The organism is Bacteroides uniformis, assembly GCF_025147485.1.
Classification (GTDB): domain Bacteria; phylum Bacteroidota; class Bacteroidia; order Bacteroidales; family Bacteroidaceae; genus Bacteroides; species Bacteroides uniformis.
Genome location: NZ_CP102263.1, coordinates 3,564,594 through 3,588,835 on the forward strand (window position 1 = coordinate 3,564,594; position 24,242 = coordinate 3,588,835).

General features: G+C 43.8%; 27 protein-coding genes and 3 pseudogenes. 15 read left to right on the plus strand and 15 right to left on the minus strand.

Translation table 11 applies throughout. From position 1 onward, the window contains the following. Positions 1-56 precede the first annotated feature (56 nt). The 9 genes from NQ510_RS14315 to NQ510_RS14355 all read right to left on the minus strand — a co-directional run bounded on the left by NQ510_RS14315 (position 57) and on the right by NQ510_RS14355 (position 7,046). Positions 57-539 (minus strand): hypothetical protein, encoded by a 483-nt coding sequence (locus NQ510_RS14315; RefSeq protein ID WP_005828973.1) that lies wholly within the window; start codon positions 537-539, stop codon positions 57-59. After that, positions 520-1,104, minus strand: a complete 585-nt coding sequence (locus NQ510_RS14320) for a hypothetical protein (RefSeq protein WP_005828970.1) — start codon at positions 1,102-1,104, stop codon at positions 520-522. The genes NQ510_RS14315 and NQ510_RS14320 overlap by 20 nt, the downstream gene beginning before the upstream one ends. 579 nt (positions 1,105-1,683) lie before the next feature. Next, positions 1,684-2,013: a hypothetical protein gene (locus NQ510_RS14325; RefSeq protein WP_005828963.1), complete on the minus strand. Its 330-nt coding sequence runs from the start codon at positions 2,011-2,013 to the stop codon at positions 1,684-1,686. A 59-nt stretch (positions 2,014-2,072) separates the two neighbouring features. Further along, positions 2,073-2,393: a hypothetical protein gene (locus tag NQ510_RS14330; RefSeq protein ID WP_005828961.1), complete on the minus strand. Its 321-nt coding sequence runs from the start codon at positions 2,391-2,393 to the stop codon at positions 2,073-2,075. Further along, positions 2,393-5,446: a CHC2 zinc finger domain-containing protein gene (locus NQ510_RS14335; protein ID WP_005828959.1), complete on the minus strand. Its 3,054-nt coding sequence runs from the start codon at positions 5,444-5,446 to the stop codon at positions 2,393-2,395. The genes NQ510_RS14330 and NQ510_RS14335 overlap by 1 nt, the downstream gene beginning before the upstream one ends. A gap of 55 nt (positions 5,447-5,501) precedes the next feature. Continuing rightward, on the minus strand, positions 5,502-5,843 hold the full coding sequence (locus tag NQ510_RS14340; RefSeq protein WP_005828958.1) for a hypothetical protein: 342 nt from the start codon (positions 5,841-5,843) through the stop codon (positions 5,502-5,504). Between the two features lie 15 nt (positions 5,844-5,858). Beyond that, positions 5,859-6,218 carry a hypothetical protein gene (locus NQ510_RS14345; RefSeq protein ID WP_008664669.1) on the minus strand — a complete coding sequence of 120 codons (360 nt, stop codon included), beginning with the start codon at positions 6,216-6,218 and terminating at the stop codon, positions 5,859-5,861. Between the two features lie 23 nt (positions 6,219-6,241). After that, positions 6,242-6,799, minus strand: coding sequence for a response regulator transcription factor (locus NQ510_RS14350; RefSeq protein ID WP_005828953.1), 558 nt, complete (start codon positions 6,797-6,799; stop codon positions 6,242-6,244). After that, positions 6,786-7,046, minus strand: coding sequence for a hypothetical protein (locus NQ510_RS14355; protein ID WP_005823526.1), 261 nt, complete (start codon positions 7,044-7,046; stop codon positions 6,786-6,788). The genes NQ510_RS14350 and NQ510_RS14355 overlap by 14 nt, the downstream gene beginning before the upstream one ends. Before the next feature lie 346 nt (positions 7,047-7,392). Between NQ510_RS14355 and NQ510_RS14360 the strand changes: the two genes are divergently transcribed. Together NQ510_RS14360 and NQ510_RS14365 are read left to right on the plus strand one after the other, a co-directional pair. Further along, positions 7,393-7,773, plus strand: coding sequence for a helix-turn-helix domain-containing protein (locus tag NQ510_RS14360; RefSeq protein ID WP_005828948.1), 381 nt, complete (start codon positions 7,393-7,395; stop codon positions 7,771-7,773). Between the two features lies 1 nt (position 7,774). Continuing rightward, positions 7,775-7,972, plus strand: coding sequence for a hypothetical protein (locus tag NQ510_RS14365; protein WP_005828945.1), 198 nt, complete (start codon positions 7,775-7,777; stop codon positions 7,970-7,972). A gap of 201 nt (positions 7,973-8,173) precedes the next feature. On the opposite strand, the gene NQ510_RS14370 is transcribed toward NQ510_RS14365, so the two are convergent. The 6 genes from NQ510_RS14370 to istA (NQ510_RS14395) all read right to left on the minus strand — a co-directional run bounded on the left by NQ510_RS14370 (position 8,174) and on the right by istA (NQ510_RS14395) (position 14,179). Next, positions 8,174-8,371, minus strand: a complete 198-nt coding sequence (locus NQ510_RS14370) for a hypothetical protein (RefSeq protein ID WP_005828941.1) — start codon at positions 8,369-8,371, stop codon at positions 8,174-8,176. 12 nt (positions 8,372-8,383) lie between these two features. Further along, positions 8,384-9,349, minus strand: a complete 966-nt coding sequence (locus NQ510_RS14375; RefSeq protein ID WP_005828939.1) for a YbjQ family protein — start codon at positions 9,347-9,349, stop codon at positions 8,384-8,386. Between the two features lie 4 nt (positions 9,350-9,353). After that, complete coding sequence (locus NQ510_RS14380) at positions 9,354-10,832, minus strand: hypothetical protein (RefSeq protein ID WP_005828937.1); 1,479 nt, start codon at positions 10,830-10,832, stop codon at positions 9,354-9,356. A gap of 38 nt (positions 10,833-10,870) precedes the next feature. After that, entirely contained in the window at positions 10,871-11,572 is a 702-nt protein-coding gene (locus tag NQ510_RS14385; RefSeq protein WP_005828935.1) for a S24 family peptidase, read from the minus strand. 257 nt (positions 11,573-11,829) lie between these two features. After that, positions 11,830-12,612, minus strand: a complete 783-nt coding sequence (istB, locus tag NQ510_RS14390) for an IS21-like element helper ATPase IstB (protein WP_005824105.1) — start codon at positions 12,610-12,612, stop codon at positions 11,830-11,832. Next, positions 12,599-14,179: an IS21 family transposase gene (istA, locus tag NQ510_RS14395; RefSeq protein ID WP_005829261.1), complete on the minus strand. Its 1,581-nt coding sequence runs from the start codon at positions 14,177-14,179 to the stop codon at positions 12,599-12,601. The genes istB (NQ510_RS14390) and istA (NQ510_RS14395) overlap by 14 nt, the downstream gene beginning before the upstream one ends. A gap of 173 nt (positions 14,180-14,352) precedes the next feature. Here istA (NQ510_RS14395) and NQ510_RS14400 point away from each other — a divergent pair. From NQ510_RS14400 to NQ510_RS14460, 13 genes and pseudogenes are all read left to right on the plus strand, one after another. Further along, positions 14,353-14,964 (plus strand): annotated as a pseudogene (locus NQ510_RS14400) (phage portal protein); the annotation flags it as partial. Positions 14,965-15,113: 149 nt separating this feature from the next. Further along, the gene (locus NQ510_RS14405; protein WP_005824559.1) at positions 15,114-15,353 is read left to right on the plus strand and encodes a DUF4160 domain-containing protein; all 240 of its coding nucleotides are present in this window, start codon (positions 15,114-15,116) and stop codon (positions 15,351-15,353) included. A 6-nt stretch (positions 15,354-15,359) separates the two neighbouring features. Further along, complete coding sequence (locus NQ510_RS14410; RefSeq protein ID WP_005837049.1) at positions 15,360-15,773, plus strand: DUF2442 domain-containing protein; 414 nt, start codon at positions 15,360-15,362, stop codon at positions 15,771-15,773. A gap of 164 nt (positions 15,774-15,937) precedes the next feature. Continuing rightward, positions 15,938-16,193: pseudogene (locus NQ510_RS14415) on the plus strand (hypothetical protein); the annotation flags it as partial. Positions 16,194-16,478: 285 nt separating this feature from the next. Continuing rightward, positions 16,479-18,061: pseudogene (istA, locus tag NQ510_RS14420) on the plus strand (IS21 family transposase). Next, on the plus strand, positions 18,048-18,830 hold the full coding sequence (gene istB, locus NQ510_RS14425; protein ID WP_005824105.1) for an IS21-like element helper ATPase IstB: 783 nt from the start codon (positions 18,048-18,050) through the stop codon (positions 18,828-18,830). The pseudogene istA (NQ510_RS14420) and the gene istB (NQ510_RS14425) overlap by 14 nt, the downstream one beginning before the upstream one ends. A 162-nt stretch (positions 18,831-18,992) precedes the next feature. Further along, complete coding sequence (locus NQ510_RS14430) at positions 18,993-19,841, plus strand: WD40/YVTN/BNR-like repeat-containing protein (protein WP_229110786.1); 849 nt, start codon at positions 18,993-18,995, stop codon at positions 19,839-19,841. 5 nt (positions 19,842-19,846) lie between these two features. Next, positions 19,847-20,431, plus strand: a complete 585-nt coding sequence (locus NQ510_RS14435; RefSeq protein ID WP_005825595.1) for a DUF4376 domain-containing protein — start codon at positions 19,847-19,849, stop codon at positions 20,429-20,431. A gap of 11 nt (positions 20,432-20,442) precedes the next feature. Next, positions 20,443-20,931 carry a hypothetical protein gene (locus tag NQ510_RS14440; protein ID WP_005825594.1) on the plus strand — a complete coding sequence of 163 codons (489 nt, stop codon included), beginning with the start codon at positions 20,443-20,445 and terminating at the stop codon, positions 20,929-20,931. A 10-nt stretch (positions 20,932-20,941) separates the two neighbouring features. Then, on the plus strand, positions 20,942-21,283 hold the full coding sequence (locus tag NQ510_RS14445; RefSeq protein ID WP_005825592.1) for a hypothetical protein: 342 nt from the start codon (positions 20,942-20,944) through the stop codon (positions 21,281-21,283). A gap of 27 nt (positions 21,284-21,310) precedes the next feature. Further along, positions 21,311-21,712, plus strand: a complete 402-nt coding sequence (locus NQ510_RS14450; RefSeq protein WP_005825591.1) for a hypothetical protein — start codon at positions 21,311-21,313, stop codon at positions 21,710-21,712. Continuing rightward, the gene (locus NQ510_RS14455) at positions 21,709-22,167 is read left to right on the plus strand and encodes a DUF6808 domain-containing protein (protein ID WP_008664639.1); all 459 of its coding nucleotides are present in this window, start codon (positions 21,709-21,711) and stop codon (positions 22,165-22,167) included. The genes NQ510_RS14450 and NQ510_RS14455 overlap by 4 nt, the downstream gene beginning before the upstream one ends. A 98-nt stretch (positions 22,168-22,265) precedes the next feature. Continuing rightward, positions 22,266-23,756, plus strand: coding sequence for a TIR domain-containing protein (locus tag NQ510_RS14460; protein ID WP_005825587.1), 1,491 nt, complete (start codon positions 22,266-22,268; stop codon positions 23,754-23,756). Positions 23,757-24,242: the final 486 nt, after the last annotated feature.

Genomic DNA, 24,242 nt, shown 5'->3' on the forward strand with positions numbered 1-24,242 from the left:
AGCAGATAAACGTTTGAACGAAAGCGTGTTGTGTGTCGGCAGAGGAAGCCGTACGGCTATATTTCCTCCATGTTTTCAATATAGGAGGTCGGTTCATCCTGGATGCAGGTGAACGTGAATGAGGTACCGTTCCGTTCCGACACGGAACGTCCGCTTGTCTTGTTCGTGTTGAACAGCATGAGTGCGTCCTCCTGCCCGCACCAATGGACCACCCCGTTGCCGTCCACTGCCAGTACATACCACAAGCCACGCTCCAGCGTCTCCATTAAATGATGATTCACTGAGGAAAGTTTTGGAATCACCCCTTCGACCGACACATTCCAGCAATCCCCCGCATCATTCACCTCCTTGTCCTCATTATAGGAATAGGTGTCATTGGCATATACCGGTATGGAAACAATATCCTCCCGGTTGCGGAGTTCCAGATAGTTCAGACCGGCGGCATAGTCCTTACGGATTTGCACGAACGAGGCCGGAGGCACGGCAATCACCTGCAACAATCCTCCGACGTTTTCAAAATCATAATGCATTGCTTTCATAAGTCATTTTTCCCTGCTGGGAAATTGTCCCGAATTCGGACAACTTCCCCAAAATTATACGGTTAATAAAGTCTAAAATCGTGGTATTCTCCACCGTTTTCCTATATCCATGCCGGTTATACTCCCTGCGGATAGTCTCATAAGACCAGGTGTCGTCATCAAAGCCGAAGCTGTTCTGAAAGTTGCGGATGGCGGTCGAGAGTGGGATTCCGATACTGACATGGGTGTCGAGATAGAGGAAAAGCATCTGCTTGATCCGTCTTTCCACCTTGCTGCCGAACGCCACCACTTCGGTATTCGACATCGCCCATCCGTATCGGTAGAAGTCATCACGGCGTATCTCCACCGCCACGTTGGCGGTATATCGTGCCAGGTTCCGGTATCTGTTCTCGTATCGTCCGGGTTTTGCAAGCCTGGAAAGGAAGTCGTTCTGTAGCTCCTTGTCCGGGGACAGATTGACTATTTCGGTCCAGGTGTCGTCCGGGGCATTGAAATTGTACAGCAGGAATTGCTTGACATAAGGCTTGCAAGGGAGCCAACACACAAATCGGTCTTTCTTTGTCATTTAAAGCATTGATTTTTATACAAATATACAAAATACCGATAATATAGCCAAGGCCTTATACGGATATAGTATAAAAATCGTGCGACAGTGCTTTTGTACATGGTTTATCTTTTATATTGTTGAATGTCAGGCTGTTATAAGTGTACAAAAAGCGTACAAAACCGTACTAATTCTTTCGTTTGCGTACTTTTTGCCGTTTTTTGAAGAAAAGTACAATTCGTGCGCTATTCGTGCACGATTCGTGCGGAATTTGTACGCTTATAAATATTTGTATATCAGAATAATATGTACTTAATTCCGCACATCCGTACGAATGCACGATTTTTTCTCTGTTTTTTAAGGTAGTCCAATTTTAAAAAGAAGAATAAAAAAAGAATAATATACCCCCTCCGGGAATTCTCATGTCTGTTGCCACTTCCATGCACGTTTGTCCGAATCGTTATTATGACGGGTTGGGGGGAGGGGGGAAGGGGCAGAAGAAAAAACTGCATCCGGCTGTACTCACGCACAGCCGGATGCAGACAAATACCTAATATGCACTTTCAAGAATACTCCGCATTGTGTTTTCCGGGAATGTCATCACGGAAAATCTTCCGGATAGAACACCTTGCAGATGAATTCATATTCACGGGGAATGGAACGGACTCCTACAGCCACACACAAGCCTCGCGCCGCCATTTCATACAAGCGCTGGTTGGTGAGTACGGCTCCACGGAAATTGTAGCTGCTGCAGAAAACGAAATAGGCCGTCGCCAGGTCTATGCCGTAGATGTCGTTCGATATGATTTTCGCTGCATCCGAAGGGATGAGTGCGAAACCGAGCCGTACTGCCAGGCGGCTCAACAGTCTCTTGCGTTCAGCCGGTTCCGGAGAAACGACCACCAATATTTTGTGCTCTTTTTTCAGCATGATTGTTTGCGTAATTCGTTGAAAATATGTATCTTTACATCATAATAAATTGACATATTCTATCCCTTTCTCCATTTCGGGATGAAGCGGTTCCCGGAAGGTTTAAAGCCGGTTGTCCGCCGCACATACTCCATATCATCCGACAGTTCCAATTGTCCTGCATACTTGTCGTAAGGCTGTTCCGCAATGAGAGTCTTCACGATGTCCCGGAACAGTTCCAGGTCTTTTTCCCGGCAACGGTCTGAGATACGGAACCGGCAGCCTTCCGGCAGATCGACACACATCAGATACACCGCATCATAGAACGCCATGAAACGTTCGGGCGCCATCTCGTAGAGCGGCATAAGTCTGGCCATGATACTGGAATGTGTCTCGCTCATCAGAATGCAAGTTTGTTGTCCGGATTGCCAACCGGTAGTTCATGCGGGTCACTCTGGGGTGTCTGCTCTCCGGCTGTCTTGCCTATGGTGAAATACTCCACTCCTCCGGACTTGTCATCTATAACCGGTTTCCCGTCCTTGTCCAGGAAGAGAGGCAGACCGCTTTTGGCGTCATACTTGTGTGGGTTGAACACCCAGCCCTTCCATTCGCAGTATTTTTTTATCTTGTCCTTGAAGGCGGTGGAAGTGATGTACTTGCGTTGCTGCGGATCATAGTTGCAGAAATTGTCATAAATCTCCTTGCGTGGGGTACGGCGACAGTGCTCCTCGCTGCTGAAGTATTCGTCCGCCCAGGATATGATGGTCTCGCCAATCTCCTGCCTTAGCTTACGCTGCTGCAGGCGTTCGCCCGGTGCCTGCACGACCCCGAATTTAAGATAGAGCTGTATGCAGTTGGCCAGCATGTTCCAGGTCAGGTTCCACTGGGTGAAGTCCCATTCGGAAAAGAACAGTACCCCGAAATCATCCATGGGCTTGTGCTTGTCATTATAAAAATCGGAGAAGGCTATCAGCCATTGCCTGTCGGTATAGCTGGAACCGGTACCGCGGATGGCATGATTGGTGGGGATATATACTTTGGGTGATTTGGCGAACGGATAAGTGATACGTGCGCCCCCCTTTTTGTTCACAGTCCAGTCTCCGGTGAGATTGGGGAACAGAAACTCGAAGTTGAAGTTCAGCATGACATCGTCGATGAATACCAGGCGTGTCCGTTCGTCGATGTCATTCCAGATAAAGCTGTCGTTGAAGATGTCCGTCCGTTTCCCGGATATATAGACTGTATCGACAACCTGGCGCATCAGCTCACCGACAAGTGACTTGCCGCTGCGTCCGTTGCTGTCACCGACTTCCGACTGCTTGCCGTCCATGCCGATAACGGCACGTGTCACGTTCGCGTCCTTGCATTCCATCAGCATGTAGCCGATGGCGCACATCTTAGAAAGCAGATGAAGATTGTTTTCAAAGATTTCACTCTCCTCAATCTCTTCCGGCCTCTTTCTCCAGGTGAAATTGCTGGTATTGATAAGGAACTGGAGATAGTGGCATTTCCTGCCTTCCGGAGAGAGTTCGTAGTCATACCTGCCGTCCTTCTCCCTGAATATAATGAGGGGGTGGCCGAGGTACCTGGCATCGGTGTTCTTCCGTTGTTCATCCCATATCTGGTGGGTGATGCTTTCATATCCCACTTCCTTGACCTCATGCTGGGTGATGTGCCAGCAACGGTCACGGAAATAGAAATATTGCTCGTCACGGGACGGGGAGATGAAGTTCGGTTGGATGAAGGCGAGCCTTGACATCTGGAACGGTCCGACGTATTGCGAGCCTCCCTTGAGTAGCTGGTTGTTGACGAAACGGCTGCAGTTCTGTTCGGCAAAGGCGAACATGAAATCGCGTGCGTCTTCCACGTCAATGGTGCGGACTACCGGCGGCTCCAGATGGATATATGTCCAGAGTTTGGTATCGAGCAGGCGGTAACGGCCGATACCCCGGTTCTGGAAAAAGGTCTTGGCGGCCACATAATCATATTCAAACACCGGCACCCTGTTACCGTTCGTTTCCTTGTAGTCCTCATTCCAGAACTTCTCATCCTCATCATAGGGTAGGGCAGATACCAATTTGCCGTTCTCGTCAAACTTCCAGGCATAGCGACCAAAGATAAATTCCGGAAGCTCCTGCAGGACCTCGCGGTGCTGCTCGGCAAATTTTTCATGGCTGTGCAGGTTCCATAATTCCCGTAGTTTCTGGTCATTCCATGTGGTGATTTTGAACACTTCCACATACTTTCCCATTCCGGACTTCTCGTTGCAGGCAAATTCCAGGTCTTCGGCCAGTTCCTCTTCATGACCGGCCAGCTTATCGGCCAAGAGGTCGTCCACTCCCTTGTCGCCTTCATCGTTCTTGTTGATGTGGCCAATGAATATTTCCACCATGATACCGCGGTTCTTCAGCATACGCATATATTCCTTGAAGTTTCGGGCAGCGGAGAAGAAACTGCGTGGTCGAAAATCAACTGGAGCATTGAACTTAATGTTACGGGAGAGGTCATTCCAGTCCGCATCAAAAATGAAAGCCACTTCCTTGACTCCGCAGACAGTGATTATCTTGACAAGATCCTCCGGCAACGCCCCTTTCTGTCCCAGGTTCTGGATGCCGCTGACCGCTATGGAGGGGATACCGTGCTTGCATGCCTTTTCCGCTTTCTTTTCTCCTTCCTGGATGTAGAGTCTTGGGAACTGCTCTTTCCTCTTGTACATCTGCCTCATGCGTTCCGGGATGTATATGGGCGTACCGCTGCCGGCAGGAGACTTGTACTTGAACGGTTTCCCTTCCTTGTCCCGGTGTTCTTCCGGGAATTGCCAGCGGACGCGGTAATACACTTTGAGTTCCTGCTTGCCACGCCCCGGCAGCTTACGGGTATAAGTGACCGGCATGCCGTCCAGGTCGTAATATTCGATGATGACATCATCCCCGTCAACGATATTGCCGTATTCGTCAACGGTTCCCGGACGGAAAGTCTTCGCCTCGAAAATGCTCTGTGTATCTCCCTTCTTGAAGATATGTGCCGTCACGTCCTGATAGGTCAGACCGCTGTCAGCAAGCATACGGGCGCAGAATGTATCGACACTTTCTCCCTTGGCCTCCTTGCTCCGTTTCTTCATTTTTGTGGGTTTGGAAGGTTTCTTCTCCGGTTTGGGGTCCAGCAATACATTGAATTTGCGCGCCAGGTAATCGCATGCCTCCAGGAATTGCATGTCTTCTGCCCTCTGCAGATAGTCCAGCGGTTCTTTGCCTTTTATATCCGGGCAACTGAAGCATTTGAAAATCTGTTTGGCCGGAGAGATATGTAACTTCTCTTGTCCATGGCATTTAGGGCATTCGCATTTATATTCGGCCCCCCGTTTGCGTAGTTCGTGGAAGTCACCGATAACATCAAGGAGCCTGCCTTTGGAAGCCTCCTTGATTCGTTTTATATCGTCTTGAGTAAAGTACATAGTTCTGTATATTGCCGCTACGAATTACACTGTTTCCGGGTTCGGATGGTAGGACTTAAATCTTGCCGAGAAACAGCAAATACGTATCGAGTTCATTTTTCAGTCGGGCATTCTCATTCCTGAGCTGCTCTATCGTGTTGTTCCGGCAGGAAACAGCCTGGTGCAGCCGGCTGATTTCCTGCGAGTAATCAATCTGTTTCTCACTCTTTTCCACCTTCTTCAGCAGTCTTTGCTTTACTTTGCCTATTTCCTGCTCAAGATAGGCGTTCCGCTTTAACAGACTTCTGACTTGGGCCTCCATATGAATAGTGCGCTGCCGCTCCCTACGGTAATCCTTGAGCAGGTATTTGAATAAAGTTCCGATAGGGATATATGGTGTAAGATTTTCTTCCGTCATATGTTGTGGTGATTATCAAGAATGAGATTGGTGTGCCTTAAAACCATCGAGGAACATTTCGGCCATCACTATATTGATTCCGTGATGCTCCTTGAGGTTTTCTGGACGTCCGGTCAATGTCATGCTCAAATTCTCCTTATCATAATCACGCTCCACATCGAAGTATAATTCCTGCCCTCTGTCATCATGGAAAGTAATCCGGCACCTTTCCACCAATCCCCCCAGTTCTGAAGAGTCTAACCACAAGTCCGGCTTTTTATCTACCTTCAGATGACAGTAGCGGTGTACCTTGCCACTTTTTCTGATTAACTCCACTTCGACGATTGTCGCTACCTGATTGGTACGCAGAATGCGTACTTTCTGACCTTTCTTCATTGATATTTCTTTTTTATTGGTATTCATTTCATCTGGTTCTGATGCCAGTAAGAAATCATCTCACTCACATTATGAACCTTGATTTTCGCTTTGATATTCTCCCGATGGCGGTTCACCGTATAAGGTGATATGTGCAGTTCCGCTGCAATATCATCCGTCTGGCAATTGGAAGCGATGAGTCTGAAAACATTCATCTCACGGGCGGTTAGTGCCGTGTCAAGTTCCGGGCGACAAATCACTCCCTCATGTTCGCACTCACCTCGTAGTGGGCACTTTACCTCCTCGAATACGAATTGTCCATCCTTATTGATGTCAAGGTTGTATTGGTCATACTCGCCGAAGTTGCAGCGGATGAAGCGGTGAACTACCCGGAATTCATAATGCCACCTATTCATTGTACTACTGGAGTAAAGTTGCATTAACCTGGCATGTGCTTTCGGGTATCTGTCCCTGATGACAGCAAGCATGTACTCGATGGTCGGGCGGTTGTCCTCACAAAGCACAACTGCCGCATGCCCAAGTTCTTTAATCATCACATCACCTTCGGGGGTGTTGTAGAACTCGATGTTAGTTATCGGCATGAATTTCACAACGTGATGAGTTTGTAATATGTGCTTGCTCCATTTCGCGAACTTGAACTATAGCTTTGCGAATTAGTGAGGGATAAAATGTACCTTGTACATCTACTTTGTACCCACTTGTGAATTCAAAGTGTGCATAAATCTGCTCTGGAGTGTATTTCACATCGCAGACTTTTAATTCTACCTTGAAAAACTCAAAATCCGCATAGGGATTACCACCGAAGGGTATTCTTTTAAATTCCTCCATAATTTGATTGGTTCTTAATTTTGTTGAATTATGAAAATGTTCTCATATAGTTCTCTTTCCAAAGGTTTGAAGGAGTCTTTTCTTAACTTGTCGTAGAATGTAATCAATGACATACCGCTTCTTCTTAGGAACTCATCACGGAGCCTCAGTCTCGTGCTTTTCTCCATCTGGTCGTAATGGTACTTGGGTACCATTTTTTGCTTTTTCTCTTCCATAATCTTAAATATTACGATTGTTATTATTATATTTATAACGCAAAGGTTTAAAATAATAGTCTAATATCAAAATATTAATCCTATTATTTTAATCTTATATTATTATTTAAATCTAGTATAAATAGTATAACATGTTTAATCCTGATAAAATAAGAAGATTATTTGAAGATAGAAAGATCAGTCAAGCACAGTTTTTGAAAGACACAAGTATATCTAAATCAAACTTATATGTTTGGCTTAATAACACTTCGATTCCTGGTGCCGACAACCTGGAAATTATAGCAGATTATTTTAATGTACCAATAGATTATTTTTTTGATAGAGATATAAACTCTTCTGGAATTAATATAGGTCATCAAGTTAAGGGCAATGGTAATAAAATCTCTGGAGATATAACTTTAAGCGAGTGTCGCAAAGAGATAGAGCATCTCAACGCTCTATTGGAGGAAAAAGAAAGAGTGATAACTGAGAAAGAAAGAACAATTCAAATATTAATCCAAAAGCAGAAGTAATATGGATAAAAAAGCGTATCTCTATATTGTTGAAGCTGGGCAGTTCAGTTTTGAGGTGGAAATAAAAGAATTATTAGGGAAAGTAGGAGATACTATTTGCATCAGCACAGACGGAATTGACCCTGATGGATTTGACGTTAAAATAACTTGTATTGAGGAAGATTACTATGTGTATTGTTCAATGCCAGGTGTTGATTAAAACCTCCTTTCCTAAAAGTAATTTAGGTAACAAAAGATATATAATTGACTATCAGCCAGTATGAAAAGTAGTGGCAACGGAATCACAAGGAAGAATGCTAATAGGTTCATTGATAACTTGTTAGCATTTTCTTTTTATACAATCTGCACAACATTTGCACAACTTGCGAATAGGGAAAGAAAAAGCCGGGAATAATTCCGGCTATATTGTTGTTTTAACCCCACCGCTGATTTTGGGAGTTGGGTCGTATTCTGCTTTTTGTCTTCGTTTCTCATCCTCGTCTTTAAGGTACTTGTTCCTTATCTCTTTGATGTCATTCGTCATTCCCCATACCTTGAAGAAGAGGATGATTTGCAGTACTCCGAATATTAGGAGTATGATGGTTAGAAAGTCAACCATAATCAGTCTATTTTATAAATCATTAATAAATGTTTCTGCCGCATTTTTTTCTGATAGGGTAAATTTTTGATATTCATTAATTGCTTGCTCAATAAACCCTTTATTTTTTAATACCCTCAATTTATTAAGAAGCCTCTCAAAAGCATCTTTGTCTATCTGGTCTATTTTCTTATAAGTATCAACTACAAACTCAATAGCATCTGTATCGTTCAATCCGGTTTCATCCATGTAATATTTGCAAGCTTCAGGTATTCTGTTTAACCGAATAAACTTTGCGATTATACTTTCCATAGAATCGTCAGTATTATATGGAATATTATTGTAGTCTGATGCTTGTATTTGAAGATGTGTAGTTTCTTTTATGGTATCTTCAGAACATGGGCATCTGTTTTCTAATTCCTTCTTTGCTATGATTAGCTTTTCTTCAAGAACTTTCTTAGTATAAGCTTCTTGTTCTTCTTGCTCTCTTAACTTTTTTGCTTCGTATTCTTTAGTTTCTTTGACTACTGTAACCTCTGCCGAAATTGCGCTATTATACTTTTCTATAATCCTTGCTTTTTCATAATTGTATTCTTCTTCTGATAGAAATCCTTTTTTCCAATAGTCATGAATGTCACTGAGAGCTTTGTACATGAAGTATCTATCTTCAAAGTTATTTTCTATCATAACAGCAGTTCCAGATGCAGATACCATAAACATGGATTTTCCTCCACCGGAAACTTCGTCAAAGTCTATATGTAATCCAACAATAGCATCAGCCTGAAAAGATTTGGCTTTTGCTTTTAATTCAGCCATTACTTCCTTGTATATGGTGTTTAGCTTGTTTTGATAGGTATTAGAGCGTCCGCCAAAAACATCTGTTAGTGATGCTGCAAAATCAGAGAAAAAATTTGCTCCAATAACTATATTCGCATTTACTACACCTAAGTATCGTTTTATTGAATAATTTTCTATATTATTAGTAGTTGTGATTATCATAATCTTAGATATTTAGTTTGTTCTTTAATTCGTTGAACACATCGGGATTTTCAAGTTCTCCCCAGTAGTATTTCTTATAACTGTCTCGGTCGAAGTTATCTTTCTTCTCATATACAAGTAAATAGTCCTTGTCACATAAGACAATAGCAGAAGAACCTAATAGCCGAGCGTATGAACGTGCTTGCAAGAAGGCTGCTTCTATGTCTTGGTTGTTCTTCATGTGAAGTTTGGCTTCAATCAGAACTTTCGCTTTTTCTTCGTCCGGTTTGTTGTCATAGTGCAAGGCGTAATCCGGGAACACCCGATGTCCTCTCCCTGCTTGAATAGGTAACTGCCGGATGAAGTCTTTCTTTTCATACCATCCCATAGAGTTTAATAACGGCTCTAATAACAGTTGCTCCACATCATGTTCATACTCTATAACTATTCCTTTAGGTAATGTCGGAACGTATAGTTTGGGCAGAACATCAGTGTCAAATCCTTTTGCCTTTATCATTCGCAGGAGTTCCGAATAATCCGCGCCACTCATTGACCATCCGCTTACCCCTTGAAAGTTCTTGCGAACAAGCGGATGATTGGAGAAGTATTTATCTTCTCGGAGTTCTTTCAGGCTGATATGTGGAATATCAATTTTATTCCCTATGTAGGTGTTTCCATAGTAATGAAAGAATGGGTCTATCACTCCATCTGTTTGAGCTATCCATACTCGGGTAATTGCACTAATTGGAGCGGTTTCGTAATGAATGAGAATATCGCCTTTCTTTGTTTCTGGATTCGCTTGCCAAAAAGTAGTTCTAAATAATTCATTTTTATCAATCAATCCACCGATACACCATGCTTGTGTTGGCTGTGGAACGTCTGCTTCTTTTTGGGGCATGAAGTTGGGTGCAAAGTCATATAGGAAAGCGCATAATTCTGCTGGAGAAAGCTCATTCTCTGCCCTAAATCGATAAAACACTTCGCATAAACTCCAGTAGTACATACATCTCGCCTTATAGTTTGATTTCTTTGGGATAGACGGTAAATCTATCTCAAACATATCTGCTATCTTATGTAAATCAAAGAAACGGTAAATAAATATATTAGGGAAGAAAAACTCTGGTGCAAAATAATATAATAAGAATGATGTCCATGTTATGCTATTCAACATCATTTCATAGTCGTTGACTGGTATTAGTACTTCATCATTGTCTGTTAACCCACGAAAAAGAACATCTTCATACTTTTCTTTCGCTTCTTCCAGTGTATTAGGTCTTTCCTCATCTGGAAATTCGCAGATATTGTAACACCATAAGCTTTCACTGATGTTTGATATGGATAGTCTGGATTTGTCATCATTAAACCATAACTTCATTCTTGGATTGTATTTGAAAACCAAATCCATCATCGTATCATTGTTGGATGGTTCCTCAAACTCCTTAATAGCTTTTTGTCCGTCAGAAGATTGCTTATATAGGTTCCATGTGTATTGATTGAATTTCATAGTATTAGTTTTAATAGTTTGTATATTAAACTTTTAAACTATCTTCTTCTTGGCCTTTGCAATTCTATCACATTGAAGATTTGCCTAACTTCTGCCAAATCAATAACTCTGTCAGGATACATATCGTTCAAAGAGTGTATTGTAATAGTATGATTTTCTACATTATGGTCTATTATTCGTTTTACCAAAATTCCGTCTTCATGTACAATAACGAAATCCCATTTCCGGATATGCAATTTAGACTCTGCCCACAGATATGGAGCTATTTCTCTACAAAGAAGTCTGTCTCCTTCAAGGTAACTCTCTTCAGTTCCATCATTCATACTGTCACCTCTTACTTCAAATGCTACATAGTTTCCTTTAGCTTCATGGTCTATTATAAAAGGTATAGTAGGTAGTGTAGCTATATATGCAGCATCTTGAAATCCGCATAAATAACCTGCTTGTGCGTATTGATTTACTAATGGTACGTTTATAATATAGTTTTGGTTTAATGGTATGGCTTCTAGAATTTCTATATTTTCTTTAGATATATTGGAAATAGGCTCTCCTTTTTCATAAAGAATCCAGTCCATATTCCAATGCGGGAAGCTTTTTTTTATCTTTTCTATCGTTGGCTTTCTGAAACTTTCACCTACATTATTTAAGTACCCATTTCCTAATCCAGAGATGGTATAAAATTGATTTGGATTAAGTCCTTCTTTTTCAATTAGATAGAACATTCTTTCTTTTAAAGTCATATAGATATTCTAGGTTTGATTATAGAAAATCTAGCATATTTACAATAATTAACTAGAAATTCTATGCTAGATATAGAACTTCTAGTATATTTGCATCATCATTCAATCACGTAGCAAAGATAAACTAAATGATTGATGATACAAATTGGAAAATCCAGTGTAAGCTGCCCCCTAAAACCAAGCGATTCTGCCCCCTTAAAACATTCAACAATGCCCCCTTAAAAAGTCTTGACCGATGGGGTTATTATTATTTTAGTTTATTTCCCTCTGTATGCAGCCATTTTACGGACACTTTCTCCTGTCAGCTCAATCCGGTGCGCCGTATGTATAATACGATCCATAATGGCATCTGCTACTGTAGGGTCTCCGATTGCATCATACCAATTGTCCGTTGGCAGTTGCGAGGTGATGATGATGGACTTGCGCCCATGTCGGTCCTCTATTATATCGAGCAGGATGGGTCGTTCCTTGGCATCAAGGTTCACAAGGAAGAGGTCATCCAATATGAGCAGCGTGCTCCGTTCGATTCTCTTGAGTTCCGATTCCAGTGTGCCTTTTACTTTTGCCACCTTAAGCGTACCCATAAGTTTCGGAGCATTCGCATAATATGTCCGTATGCCCTTCTTGCAGGCTTCATACCCCATTGCTGTGGCAAGGAAGCTCTTCCCGGTACCGGATGACCCTGTGATGAAGAGGTTCTGTCCCTTGCGGATGAACTCCAGCGATGCAAGCCGCTCCATCTGATTGCGGTCAAGGCCACGCGGGATTGCATAGTCTATCTGCTCGAGGCAGGCCTTGTAGCGGAACGCCGCCCCGCGTATAAGGCGTTGGATGGCTGCATTGGCACGGTAGTCCCATTCCCTGGCAAGTAACATGTGCAGGAAAGAGTCGATTGTCATTGTTTCTGCCATAGTGGAGGTTAGGCTTTCAGTGAAGGCGGCGGCCATGCCGTGCAGCTTCATACGGTTCATCAGTTCGATTGTCAACGTGTTGCGGTCTTTTTCGACAGCTATCGGTGCGGTAAGATTATTTGTTTCCATTGTTGTCTCTATTTAAATGTTTTAATTGTGCGAAGTAGGCTGCTCCGCGGATGTTTTTGTGGATAGATGTTACGGGGACCTCATCGTCAATGTCGTCTTTTGACAGGAAGTCTGCATCATCCCCGCGTTCAAGGATCCGCCTTATCTCCTGATATCCGTATAGGCGCAGTTGCGTGGCGCATGCGCTTGCCGCCACCAACCGTTCCAGCCCGAAGGTCTTCTCCAACGCCATGATGCCTCTGCATGAACGGAACGCCGCGGGAGGATACTTCTTGAGTTCCGCCACCTTGCGCAGATACAGCAGCAGGACGTTATCTGTCTGGCCGGCCCGTTCGTAAATCTGTTCCAGATCCTTTTCATAACTTCCATGACGTCCGGGCAGTCCGTGGGCATCCTTGGTCGTATAGGAGTATGGCGTGTCATCGCGCTGGTGTGTGGTCACCAGACGCAGGCCATGATATATTTCCAGCGTGTCCGCATCATAGACAATCTCGACACGTTTGCCTATATACTCTTTCGGTACGCTGTAATGGTGAAGCCTGAAGGTGACATAGCCGTTACGCATTACTGTTGCGGAGCGTCGCTCTTTCATCTGATGGCGTATGGCGGGAAGCGGGCGGAGGCAGTCGGACTCAATCTGCTCGAACTGTTCCCGTCTGGACTGGGGACGCCCGCTCATCCTGCGTCCGTTGAAGGCCGAGAGCGATTCGGATATGGCCGCATTCAGAGACTCCAGCGAGTGGAATACAAGACCCTCGATGTCAGCGTAGACGGATCGGTAAAGTAGCTTCACGGCATTCTCCACCAAGGCCTTGTCCTTTGGATGACGTACCCGTGTGGGGTATACGGTACATCCGTAGTGTTCGGCAAATGCCGCAAACTCCTCGTTGATTACCGGCTCGTTACGGTCGCTGCGGGTTACCGCCGATTTGAGGTTGTCTGGTACGATCGCCATCGGAACCCCGCCGTAAAAATGAAGCGCGTTCTCACACGCCTTAATCAAGTCCTGTCTTGACTGGGACCAGACCGCCTCACAATAGGTATAGTGGCTGCACGGAAGTATGGCCACGAACACTTCAACGCTGCGACATTCACCGCTTTCACTGTCAACGACTTCCAGTTTGTCACCGGCGAAGTCGATATACATCTGGTCTCCGGCATAATGCTCGACATGGCCTACGACATGTGTCACCATACGGTAACGCATGAGATAGTTGCCGAAACTGGCATGTCTGTATCCGTCAGGATGGGTCTCGCGGTACTCTTCGTACAGGGTTTTCACTGTTACGCCTCGGCGGCTAAGCCGGGCAGCATACTCAGGAAGGAGTGCCTCAAGCTCAAGCTGGCGTTGTGACGGTTCCCTGTTACGGCCAACACCTTCAGAGAACATTTCCTGGATGCGAGCGGAAGGCATGGCGGCCAACTCCTTTATCGGTATACCACACTCTTGAAACAGGCGCACATATCTGCGCACCGTGTTGCGGGAAAGCTCAAAGCTCCTGCTTATCTGCTTTATCCCCATCCCCAATGCGTAACATTGGAGGATGTTTGCTATCTTTGTTGTCATAGTAGAAATGATTTTATCCCACCGGTCAAGACGGGAATCAAATCTACGAAAAATCCCCTGCCGGGCATTGCCAAGCAGGGGTATTTTTATATTGGAATCAAGGGGGTAGGATTATTTTAGCACAAGGGGGCAGAATCGCTTGGTTTTAGGGGGCAGCTTACACTGGATTTTCCAACTATCATTTTTTCCCGTTACTGAAGCTAATTGGAGATGTAGAGGGTTTCATGGGTAAGGTTAAGGACAGAATGGTCAAACTTACGGGTGAAGGTGCGGATGCTCAATATCTGACGTGGAATCAGGTGCCAGATACCGTAAAATTTGAAGCAGAAACACTCACTAATATGGCTTATGATATGTCAAACACTCCAAGAATATCCTTTGAGACGTTGAAGGGGGTAGGCAAAGCATCAGGAACCGCTTTCCGCTTTATGTTCATGGGTGCACATATGGCGGTAGAAAATCACGGTGAGGTTATCGGTGAGTTCTTGCAGCGGAGAGTAAATTTCATTGTTTCCGCTTTAGGCTCTATCAATCCAACCGAGTTTAGCAAGGCATCGCAGACCATTGACATAGAAACAGAACTGGTTCCATATATGATTGATGATTTGAATGACAAAGTGACTACTGCCGTTTCCGCTGTCAGTGGTGGCATTTGGTCCACACGTGAGGGGATTATGTTTGCCGGGAATGCTGATAGGGTAGAAGAGGAGCTTGTAGAAATCAAGGAGGAGCAAGCGGCAAAGAATGAGCAAATCGGAAATAAGGGACAGAAAAATGCCTCTTAGTCAGAAAAATTATGGGGATTATAATTTTAGTACAAGAAAAATAGAATATTTTGCGGCAACATCAAAGAATTGCCGCTAATTTTTTGCTTGAATAGTTGTAGGTAATTAAATAATTACCTATATTTGTAGGGTAATCAATAGAGAAAGGTATGCCAACGATATTTATTTTATTTGGTTTTCGTTTTATGTTTTACGCTAATGACCATGAGCCTATACATGTTCATGTAATCAAAGGGGATGTAAGTGCTAAATTCACTTTATTTCCAGTTACATTAATCAAAAATAATGGCTTGAAGTCATCTGAACTGAAACTTGTAGAATCAGTTATAGAAGAAAATCAAGAAGTAATAGCAGAGCATTGGAATAAATTTTTTAATAAATCAAAATAAGTGGTTATGGAAAATATCATAGTTGAAAAGGTATGGTTGACTGATACGGAGGTATGGATACGTACCACTGACGGGAAGGAGGCATGTGAGAAGTTTTCAGATTTCCAAAGGCTGAAATGGGCTACTCCTGCGCAGCGCGCAAATTTCACAACGAGCCATGACGGAATACATTGGAGAGAGCTTGATGAAGATTTGAGTTTTGAGGGATTCTTTCGGGAAAGGAAATCCAATCCTCTTTATGATTTATTTATAGCTCATCCTGAATTGAATGCTGCTGCCATAGCACGACGTTTAGGTATTTCTCAGAGTTTGTTTGCTCAATATGTAAGTGGAACAAAGAAGCCGTCTAAGAAACGTTTTGAAGATATTATAGAAACAATACGTTCAGTAGGGCGTGAATTAATGGCTGTACCGGCATAAGTTACAATACTTTATTTAGGCGTGATTCCATTCGGTTTCACGCCTTTTTTATACCATTTTACGACAATCGTTTTATTGTCGTGTATCACCTATCTGATAATTTTTCACCTTCTTTATAAATAACGAAATTTACCGTAGAAATTTATAAATCAAATTCATACGGTATGACAATCTTAGAACAAATCTTGGCAGGGCTGCAACAGAAATTCGCTGGGGTGGACACTGCTATCTTAACCCGAATTGCCACTAAGAAGGCAGAGGGTGTAACGGACGAGACAAAGGTAAACTCCATTATTGAGGGTATCAGCTTTTCGGACGTGCTTAATTCCTATGGTGATTTCCGTGCCGGGGATGCTTCCAAGACCGCAGTTTCCAACTACGAGAAGAAACATAACCTTAAAGACGGTAAGTCAATTGAGAATCCTAATCCCAATCCTAACCCTAATCCGAAGCTGGAAGATAAGACGGACGACATGGCGGCTATTATTGCTAACGCAGTGAGTGCAGCCGTTAAACCTCTTTCTGATAAGCTGGAAAATCCAGTGTAAGCTGCCCCCTAAAACCAAGCGATTCTGCCCCCTTGTGCTAAAATAATCCTACCCCCTTGATTCCAATATAAAAATACCCCTGCTTGGCAATGCCCGGCAGGGGATTTTTCGTAGATTTGATTCCCGTCTTGACCGGTGGGATAAAATCATTTCTACTATGACAACAAAGATAGCAAACATCCTCCAATGTTACGCATTGGGGATGGGGATAAAGCAGATAAGCAGGAGCTTTGAGCTTTCCCGCAACACGGTGCGCAGATATGTGCGCCTGTTTCAAGAGTGTGGTATACCGATAAAGGAGTTGGCCGCCATGCCTTCCGCTCGCATCCAGGAAATGTTCTCTGAAGGTGTTGGCCGTAACAGGGAACCGTCACAACGCCAGCTTGAGCTTGAGGCACTCCTTCCTGAGTATGCTGCCCGGCTTAGCCGCCGAGGCGTAACAGTGAAAACCCTGTACGAAGAGTACCGCGAGACCCATCCTGACGGATACAGACACATGCCAGTTTCGGCAACTATCTCATGCGTTACCGTATGGTGACACATGTCGTAGGCCATGTCGAGCATTATGCCGGAGACCAGATGTATATCGACTTCGCCGGTGACAAACTGGAAGTCGTTGACAGTGAAAGCGGTGAATGTCGCAGCGTTGAAGTGTTCGTGGCCATACTTCCGTGCAGCCACTATACCTATTGTGAGGCGGTCTGGTCCCAGTCAAGACAGGACTTGATTAAGGCGTGTGAGAACGCGCTTCATTTTTACGGCGGGGTTCCGATGGCGATCGTACCAGACAACCTCAAATCGGCGGTAACCCGCAGCGACCGTAACGAGCCGGTAATCAACGAGGAGTTTGCGGCATTTGCCGAACACTACGGATGTACCGTATACCCCACACGGGTACGTCATCCAAAGGACAAGGCCTTGGTGGAGAATGCCGTGAAGCTACTTTACCGATCCGTCTACGCTGACATCGAGGGTCTTGTATTCCACTCGCTGGAGTCTCTGAATGCGGCCATATCCGAATCGCTCTCGGCCTTCAACGGACGCAGGATGAGCGGGCGTCCCCAGTCCAGACGGGAACAGTTCGAGCAGATTGAGTCCGACTGCCTCCGCCCGCTTCCCGCCATACGCCATCAGATGAAAGAGCGACGCTCCGCAACAGTAATGCGTAACGGCTATGTCACCTTCAGGCTTCACCATTACAGCGTACCGAAAGAGTATATAGGCAAACGTGTCGAGATTGTCTATGATGCGGACACGCTGGAAATATATCATGGCCTGCGTCTGGTGACCACACACCAGCGCGATGACACGCCATACTCCTATACGACCAAGGATGCCCACGGACTGCCCGGACGTCATGGAAGTTATGAAAAGGATCTGGAACAGATTTACGAACGGGCCGGCCAGACAGATAACGTCCTGCTGCTGTATCTGCGCAAGGTGGCGGAACTCAAGAAGTATCCTCCCGCGGCGTTCCGTTCATGCAGAGGCATCATGGCGTTGGAGAAGACCTTCGGGCTGGAACGGTTGGTGGCGGCAAGCGCATGCGCCACGCAACTGCGCCTATACGGATATCAGGAGATAAGGCGGATCCTTGAACGCGGGGATGATGCAGACTTCCTGTCAAAAGACGACATTGACGATGAGGTCCCCGTAACATCTATCCACAAAAACATCCGCGGAGCAGCCTACTTCGCACAATTAAAACATTTAAATAGAGACAACAATGGAAACAAATAATCTTACCGCACCGATAGCTGTCGAAAAAGACCGCAACACGTTGACAATCGAACTGATGAACCGTATGAAGCTGCACGGCATGGCCGCCGCCTTCACTGAAAGCCTAACCTCCACTATGGCAGAAACAATGACAATCGACTCTTTCCTGCACATGTTACTTGCCAGGGAATGGGACTACCGTGCCAATGCAGCCATCCAACGCCTTATACGCGGGGCGGCGTTCCGCTACAAGGCCTGCCTCGAGCAGATAGACTATGCAATCCCGCGTGGCCTTGACCGCAATCAGATGGAGCGGCTTGCATCGCTGGAGTTCATCCGCAAGGGACAGAACCTCTTCATCACAGGGTCATCCGGTACCGGGAAGAGCTTCCTTGCCACAGCAATGGGGTATGAAGCCTGCAAGAAGGGCATACGGACATATTATGCGAATGCTCCGAAACTTATGGGTACGCTTAAGGTGGCAAAAGTAAAAGGCACACTGGAATCGGAACTCAAGAGAATCGAACGGAGCACGCTGCTCATATTGGATGACCTCTTCCTTGTGAACCTTGATGCCAAGGAACGACCCATCCTGCTCGATATAATAGAGGACCGACATGGGCGCAAGTCCATCATCATCACCTCGCAACTGCCAACGGACAATTGGTATGATGCAATCGGAGACCCTACAGTAGCAGATGCCATTATGGATCGTATTATACATACGGCGCACCGGATTGAGCTGACAGGAGAAAGTGTCCGTAAAATGGCTGCATACAGAGGGAAATAAACTAAAATAATAATAACCCCATCGGTCAAGACTTTTTAAGGGGGCATTGTTGAATGTTTTAAGGGGGCAGAATCGCTTGGTTTTAGGGGGCAGCTTACACTGGATTTTCCACTTACTAATGTAAACGAATACTTTTTCAGCAACGATAAAACGAGGATAGCCATGTCCGGAGACGGTAGACATATCTATTGCTCATGCTATATGGCAAATGTGGGATTATTGCGTTCTACGGATTTTCTGGAGACGGCAGAACCTTTCAAGCCTGATAATTGCTATTCCGTGTACTCGATAGCCTGCAACGGCAGGGGGAATCTGGTCGCTATTGTATGCAAGAATAACAATAACAAATATGATTTGATGCTTTCCGGGGATTATGGGAAGACATGGTGGGTCTCCAATGGATTAAAAGACAGTACTGTGCCTCTCATGGGTGTAGAAATGTCTCATTCTGGTAGATACATAGTGGCATATGCATCATCCCCTAATTATACTGTCCATGAACTATATGTATCTTCCGATTATGGAGAAACTTTTAGCAGTGAAATATTCAGGGGACCTATCACAAAGATTGCCATTTCCGGTGACGGCAAATACATGTTGTGTTGCTGCAATAGGGAGAGTTCATCAAAGTTATACTATGCCTATTATTCCGGGGATTATGGGAAGACATGGACTAAAATTACCGATTCGAGTTTCTCCGCCCGTACATTGGCCATATCCTATGACGGGAAATATATGGTTATAGAGGGGGGGTACTCTTATTCCGGTGCACGTATATCCGCTGATTACGGAAAAACCTGGGCATTGAAACATTCCGTTATTGGAAATAGCTTTGCTTTGGGGCTTTCGTCTGACGGAAAGTATGCGATAGCACAGGAAAGTTCTTCTCCGTATCGTATGTTCAAATCTTCGGATTATCTGGGCTCATTTACTGAAATAAATACGGCACCGCTTACATCAGGTATTAGAGCGAATTACCGATTTATCATAATGAATAAAAATAGGCTTTAACAATAATGCAATATATACATATTTATTCAGAGGAGAAAGTTGTCCGTCTTGATTTTGAACTGGACGGAAACTATGAAGTGGGTACAACCTATGAGGATTACCTGAATGGAGCCTGGGTACCGTTGAATGCGGAACAAAAAGCATTTTATGAAACCCATCCGGCAGCGTCTGCAAAGGAAATTCTTGAATGTGAATTAATCCCTCCCTATGAGCCGACTTTGGAGGGTGTGAAGAGCGCGAAGGTCAATGAAATTGCTGTTTACGACGGGTCCGATGCCGTGAATTCCTTTACGCTTGGTGGTAAGCGGATGTGGCTTGACAAGGATACGCGGGTAGGACTGGTGAACTCAATTACTATCGAGCAGGCTGTGGGTAAGGAGACAACCGTGCTGTGGTATGATACCGTGAAGTATGTAATCCCCATTCCTCTTGCCTTGCAGATGCTGGCCGCACTGGAACTGTATGCCTTGGAATGCTATAATGTCACGCAGGAACATCTGGCCGTGGTTATGGGACTTGCTACGAAAGAGGAGGTCGGAGCATATGATTACACTTCTGGTTATCCTGAAAAATTAGTGTTCAACCTTTAAATTGATGGCTTATGATTTACTTATATTTTATGTCGCTGTTTTTGCTCACTATGTACATAATGTATGCGGTGAGAGTGTGCGGAGTGCCTTGGAGCTTGTCTGATACCTACTATCAGTTGAAGAAGCGGAATCGTCCGGCATGGCTGTTCCAGATAGCTATGATTGTTCCTGCCATGCTGCTTATGCCGGTGTGGATTGAATGCTCATCGGAGAACCTGCAATGTTTGGCATTTCTTGCTTGCGGTGGGCTGATGTTCGTCGGGACAGCCCCGCTGTTCAAGGAGGAATTTCAGAGCAAAGTACATTATGCAGGGACAGTAATAGCCGGATTAGCTACAATTCTTTGGGTTTGTCTCTCCGGTATGTGGTACTTGCCTGCGGTTGCTTTCCCGATAGCCGTTGTTATCATGTTGAGATACCGGAAATGGCTGTTCTGGGCAGAGATGGCAGCGTTTGCTTGTGCTTATGTGGGGGTGCTTATAATTTGTATCGATTGTTAAACCGGGAGAAATGGAAATGAATGATTGGATTATGTTGGTGACCGCACTCGGTGGCATTGAGGGCATCAAGCAGCTTGTTAAGTGGTGGATGTCGCGCAAGACCAATGCGCGTATTGAGGATGCCCATGCGGATGTTGAGGAGTTCAAGGCATTACGGGAGTACAACGAGTTCCTGCAGAAGCAGCTTTCGGAGAAGGAACAGCGGTTTGTGGAACAGACTGACCGGCTCCGTAAGGCACAGGATGAGCTGTTTACACTGAAGGAGACTAATTCTGACTTGAAACTGGAATTGGCACTGAAACGGTGTGAGAGAAAGAAGTGCGGTGACAGAGAACCGCAAAACGGATATTAATTAAAGATTAGAAGAGGAGGAAAAGAAATGAGTGTACCAAGAGGATTGAGAAACAACAATCCCGGCAACATCCGTCTGAGCAAGGACAAATGGCAGGGATTGAGAGAGAGACAGGAAGATAAAGAATTCTTCCAGTTCGTCAGCATTGAATGGGGCTACCGTGCGTTGATGCGCACGTTGCAGAACTACCGGTGGAAACACGGGATGAAAACCATTAGTGATTTTATAACCCGATGGGCACCGCATAAGGAAAACGATACCGGAGCTTATATCCGCAAAGTATGCCGTGAAATGGAGGTGCCAAACACCTATATCCCGGACATTGAGGACAAGGCAACGGTGTGCGCTTTTGCCGCTGCCATCTCGTTGGTAGAAAACGGCATCCCGGCTGTGATGGAGGACGTAGAGAAAGGATGGAAACTGTTATGAAACGGTTGCCTTGGATATTGGTTGCGCTGCTGGCGGTTGCTTGTGTGGCGGCTTGGCTTCGCCCGCATGAGCAGCCTCCGGCTGAAGTTCGTGTAGAAACGAAGATAAAGACGGTTGTCAGGGTAGATACGATGCTTATCTCTGCGCCGATGGCTGTGTTCTGGCGTTTCGTGCCGGATGATACGACACGGATAGGTGATACCTTGCTTCATCGCCGACAAGTAGTGTATTCAGACAGCTCGTATCGGGCTGTGGTGAGCGGATATGTAGACCCTCGGCTGGATAGTTTACAGGTATTTCCTAAGACGGTGTATCAGACGGTGACGAATGATATATACCATCCAGTCGCCATCAAGTCGAAGAAGAAGCGGTGGGGATTTGGCTTGCAGGCTGGGTATGGCCCGGGTGGATGGTATGTCGGTGCCGGAGTGAGTTATAATTTGTGGCAATGGTAAGATGATATAAAAAAGACTATTTTATTCATTTCTTTTTGTTTGTGTATTCAATTAATTTTGTATTACTTTGTAGTTGTTTCATTATAAATAGATATCACATGGCTTTTTTACAAGATGTATTTAAGGATTCTGGAGTTCCAACATATACTTTTGTCGAACCCAATGAATATATTAAAATTGTTGTGACTTTGAGTACTAAAGGTAGATGTTTAGTTGTAGAAGGTCCTTCTGGTATCGGTAAGACTACTTGTGTTTTAAAAGCGCTTGAATACTTAGGTATGGGAGATTCAATCCAATTGTTAACTCCTCGGAAAAAGAAAGATATATTATCAATAGAAAAAATATTGGATAATAATGAGAATATTGGAACTGTCATAATTGATGATTTTCATTTGTTATCCATAGAAAATAAGAATAGATTATCAGACTTAATGAAAACTATTGCAGATGAAGATAGAGAAGATGTAAAACTTGTCTTAATTGGAATCAATAGAGCAGGCGATAGTTTGGTTAGTTTGGCTCCCGATTTAAATAATAGAATTACAACTGTTAAGTTTGAAGTGAATCCAGATTCTAAAATATTAGAACTAATTGAAAAGGGAGAAGTGGCTCTTAATGCTAGAATAAAATATAGAGAACAAATTGTAAGAAGGTCGAATGGAAGTTTTCATATAGCTCAACTTATCTGTAAGGAACTTTGTATTATCGAAAGAGTTATAATGACGCAGGATAATAAAAAGGAGCTAAATACTGATATAAATTATGTTGTTGATAAGATAATGACTGATTTATCTCGAGTTTTTGAAGTAAAGGCTAGAGAGTTTGCAATTGGTTCTAGATTACGAAGTAGTGGTCGGGCACCTTATTTTCATCTCCTTTATTGGCTTTCTGAGTCTAAAGATTGGACAATTAGAATGGCTGATATTTATTTAAAATATCCTACTCATAAAGCTAGTATTTCTCAAGTAGCAGATAAGGGCTTTTTGTATAAGCTAATCAATAACAGTGAGAACATAAAGTCCGTTATTCATTATGATGAATATTCAAAAGTATTAACTGTTGAAGACCCTAAATTCATGTTTTATTTGCAAAATCTGGACTGGACAGATTTTGTTAAACGAATAGGCTTTAGTAAAATCAATTTTGATAAAAAATACGATTTTGCTTTATCTTTTGCTGGAGAAGTACGAAGTATTGTAGCTGAATTGGCTATATTATTATTTGAGGAACATGAGTGTTCTGTTTTTTATGATTTTAATGAGCAGCACAAAATTATTGGAGAAGATTTAACTGATTATTTTGAACCAATATATAAGTCTGATGCTGAGTTTATTATTGTTTTTCTAGATAGGAATTATCCTCGGAAACTATGGACTAATTTTGAATCGGACAAGTTCAAGGAAAGGTTCGGTGAGCATGCTGTGATTCCTATAATTTTTAAAGGATGTGAGCCTACTCAGTTCGACAAGTTGGCTAACATTGGCTATCTTTCATTTGATCCAGAAAAAGAGCAGAGTGAGCAAATAAAAAGTATTGCAGATATAATTGTTAAAAAATTAGATGAAAAAAGAAGAAATGAACCATCCTGATTCTTTTTACAACCCGGCCATTGATAGATTGTATCGGTTGAAGGAAGTAATAGAAGGGGCGGCTGAATAAGCTGCCTTTATATTCATAAGCAACAATTCATATCTATTGTGTGTGACATATCCCGGCTTTCGTCGGGATTTTTTTCATTTGGGCCCTTCCTTTTATAAAAATTCCCTCAAGTCACGTAGGGAATTTCAGAAAAGCAGTTGTCTTTATTGTAGAATCCGGTATATAGTGTTAGTATAGTCCTTCTTTCAGCCATTGCAGTTTCTTTATACTGGATTTACAGAATGTTCCAACATTGTGTGCTCTAATTGATTGTATATATTGAAAGGAACATGCTGGACCTCAGCTTTTATGCGGCTGAGGTTTTGTCGGAGACAAGAGTGCGTTGTTGAACGTGCGATGGAAATATGTGTTTAACCAAATTATTAGTTATGAAAAAAGAGTTTTGTATGGTAATTGCATTTGCTATGGCTTTAGCC